This window comes from Corynebacterium pollutisoli (assembly GCF_900177745.1).
Classification (GTDB): domain Bacteria; phylum Actinomycetota; class Actinomycetes; order Mycobacteriales; family Mycobacteriaceae; genus Corynebacterium; species Corynebacterium pollutisoli.
The window spans coordinates 2243-5814 of the sequence record NZ_FXAR01000014.1; the positions used below are offsets into that span (position 1 = coordinate 2243).

Annotated in this window: 2 rRNA genes; both read left to right on the top strand. The window is 54.9% G+C overall.

The window, feature by feature from the left end:
• Positions 1-207 precede the first annotated feature (207 nt).
• Positions 208-3292 (top strand): 23S ribosomal RNA (locus B9Y70_RS12525).
• 164 nt (positions 3293-3456) lie between these two features.
• A 5S ribosomal RNA gene (rrf, locus tag B9Y70_RS12530) occupies positions 3457-3572 on the top strand.

Sequence of the window (3572 nt, forward strand, 5' to 3'; positions counted from 1 at the left end):
GTTGTCTGCATCCCCTGTTGGGTGGGCGAGTGTTGCTCGTCGCTGTAGGGGGTGTGGGGTCAGGTGGTGTGTTGTGTGAGAACTGTATAGTGGACGCGAGCATCTTTATTTTTTTGTGTGTGACTGATCGCCATCCTGGTGGTGGTGGTTGGTTGTTTTTGTTCGAGTGTTAGTTCACCGACCGGCCATGTTTGTGGTTGGTTGTTGTGTGTTTGTTTTAAGGGCACATGGTGGATGCCTTGGCATGCTGGGCCGATGAAGGACGTGTAAGGCTGCGTTAAGCCTCGGGGAGTTGTCAATAGAGCGTTGATCCGAGGATGTCCGAATGGGGAAACCCGGCCACCGTGATGGGTGGTCACCTCACGATGAATTCATAGTCGTGGTGGAGGTTGACGCGGGGAAGTGAAACATCTCAGTACCCGTAGGAAGAGAAAATAATAATGATTCCGTTAGTAGTGGCGAGCGAACGCGGATGAGGCTAAACCGTGTGTGTGTGTGATACCTGACAGGGGTTGCGCATGCGGTGTTGTGGGATGCAGCTTTCCGGATACTGTCATGTCCGGGCGCGTGTGTTGTGTGGTTAGCGGAAGTGGTCTGGGATGGCCTGCCGGAGTGGGTGAGAGTCCCGTACGTGAAGACCATGCGCTGTGTGTTGTTGTTTTCCCGAGTAGCAGCGGGCCCGTGAAATCTGCTGTGAATCTGCCGGGACCACCCGGTAAGCCTGAATACCCAGTGTGACCGATAGCGGATAGTACCGTGAGGGAATGGTGAAAAGTACCCCGGGAGGGGAGTGAAATAGTACCTGAAACCGTGTGCTTACAATCCGTCAGAGCACCTCGTGTGTGTGATGGCGTGCCTTTGGAAGAATGAGCCTGCGAGTCAGCGGCATGTCGCGAGGTTAACCCGTGTGGGGTAGTCGTAGCGAAAGCGAATCCTAATGAGGGTGATGCAGTGGCATGTCCTGGACCCGAAGCGGGGTGATCTACCCATGGCCAGTGTGAAGCGATGGTAAGACGTCGTGGAGGCGCGAACCCACTTAGGTTGAAAACTGAGGGGATGAGCTGTGGGTAGGGGTGAAAGGCCAATCAAACTCCGTGATAGCTGGTTCTCCCCGAAATGCATTTAGGTGCAGCGTTGCGTGTTGCTTGCTGGAGGTAGAGCTACTGGTTGGTTGAGCGGGACCACAATCTTAGCAATGTCAGCCAAACTCCGAATGCCGGTTAAGTTAGCGCAGCAGTGAGACTGTGGGGGATAAGCTTCATAGTCGAGAGGGAAACAGCCCAGATCGCCGGCTAAGGCCCCTAAGGGTGTACTAAGTGGAAAAGGATGTGGGATCGCGAAGACAGCCAGGAGGTTGGCTTAGAAGCAGCCATCCTTGAAAGAGTGCGTAATAGCTCACTGGTCGAGTGGTTCTGCGCCGACAATGTAGTGGGGCTCAAGTACACCGCCGAAGCCGCGGCAGCAACAATTTTTGTTGTTGGGTAGGGGAGCGTCGTGCACGCGATGAAGCTATACCGTGAGGGGTGGTGGAGTGTGTGCGAGTGAGAATGCAGGCATGAGTAACGAATTGGCAAGTGAGAATCTTGCCCGCCGGATGACTAAGGGTTCCTGGGTCAAGTTCGTCTTCCCAGGGTGAGTCGGGACCTAAGGCGAGGCCGACAGGCGTAGTCGATGGACAACGGGTTGATATTCCCGTACCCGTGTGTGTGCGACCCATGGTGAATCAGTGATACTAACCACCCACAAACCTTCATCCGTCATCTTTGATGGTGGTTGTTGGTGCGTGCGTGGGGCCTGAACTGGTAGTAGCCAAGTGATGGGGTGACGCAGTGGGGTAGCCGAGCCACTTATTGGATTGTGGTGTAAGCGTGTAGCACGAGGGGACAAGGTAAATCCGCCCCTCATATGAGTGTGAGACGTGATGCGTAGCCCCTTTGTGGGTGATGTCGGTGATCCCGTGCTGTCGAGAAAAGCCTCTAGCGATGTACATGCATGGCCCGTACCCTAAACCGACACAGGTAGTCAGGTAGAGAATACTAAGGCGTTCGGGTGAACTGTGGTTAAGGAACTCGGCAAAATGCCCCCGTAACTTCGGGAGAAGGGGGGCCATCACCGGTGAGACATCTTGCATGTTCAGCTGGTGGTGGTCGCAGAGAATAGAGGGAAGCGACTGTTTATTAAAAACACAGGTCCGTGCGAAAACGTGGAAGTTGATGTATACGGACTGACGCCTGCCCGGTGCTGGAAGGTTAAGAGGACCTGTTAGCGACGTTTTCGTTGCGAAGCGGAGAATTTAAGCCCCAGTAAACGGCGGTGGTAACTATAACCATCCTAAGGTAGCGAAATTCCTTGTCGGGTAAGTTCCGACCTGCACGAATGGCGTAACGACTTCCCTGCTGTCTCAACCACAGGCCCGGTGAAATTGCAGTACGAGTAAAGATGCTCGTTACGCGCGGCAGGACGAAAAGACCCCGGGACCTTCACTATAGCTTGGTATTGGTGTTCGGTTCGGTTTGTGTAGGATAGGTGGGAGACGTAGATCACATGACGCCAGTTGTGTGGGAGTCGTTGTTGAAATACCACTCTGATCGGATTGGACACCTCAACCTTGGCCCATGATCTGGGTTGGGGACAGTGCCTGGTGGGTAGTTTAACTGGGGCGGTTGCCTCCTAAAATGTAACGGAGGCGCCCAAAGGTTCCCTCAGCCTGGTTGGCAATCAGGTGGTGAGTGTAAGTGCACAAGGGAGCTTGACTGTGAGAGTGACAGCTCGAGCAGGGACGAAAGTCGGGACTAGTGATCCGGCACCAACTTGTGGATGTGGTGTCGCTCAACGGATAAAAGGTACCCCGGGGATAACAGGCTGATCTTCCCCAAGAGTCCATATCGACGGGATGGTTTGGCACCTCGATGTCGGCTCGTCGCATCCTGGGGCTGGAGTAGGTCCCAAGGGTTGGGCTGTTCGCCCATTAAAGCGGTACGCGAGCTGGGTTTAGAACGTCGTGAGACAGTTCGGTCTCTATCCGCCGCGCGCGTTGAAACTTAAGGAAGGCTGTCCCTAGTACGAGAGGACCGGGACGGACGTACCTCTGGTGTGCCAGTTGTTCCGCCAGGAGCAGGGCTGGTTGGCTACGTACGGAAGGGATAACCGCTGAAAGCATCTAAGCGGGAAGCCTGTTTCAAGATGAGGTTTCTGTTGAGGTTCCCCGTAGATGACGGGGTTGATAGGCCGGACCTGGAAGCACCGCAAGGTGTGGAGGCGACCGGTACTAATTAACCGACCTAAACACACACCCCCACCAACTACTGCAGGGGGTTGTGACCAACGCACGTAACAAAACAAAAGAACACAAAAATGTTCGCGTCCACTATGCAGTATCTGACACAACACCCCCCCAGGACCCCCACAAGGATCCTGCAGGGTCGCCGGACACACACCGTGTGTCCCGCAGATGTGTCGGTGGTTGATAGCGGCAGGGAAACGCCCGGTCCCATTCCGAACCCGGAAGCTAAGCCTGCCCGCGCTGATGGTACTGCACTCGGGAGGGTGTGGGAGAGTAAGTTACCGCCGAC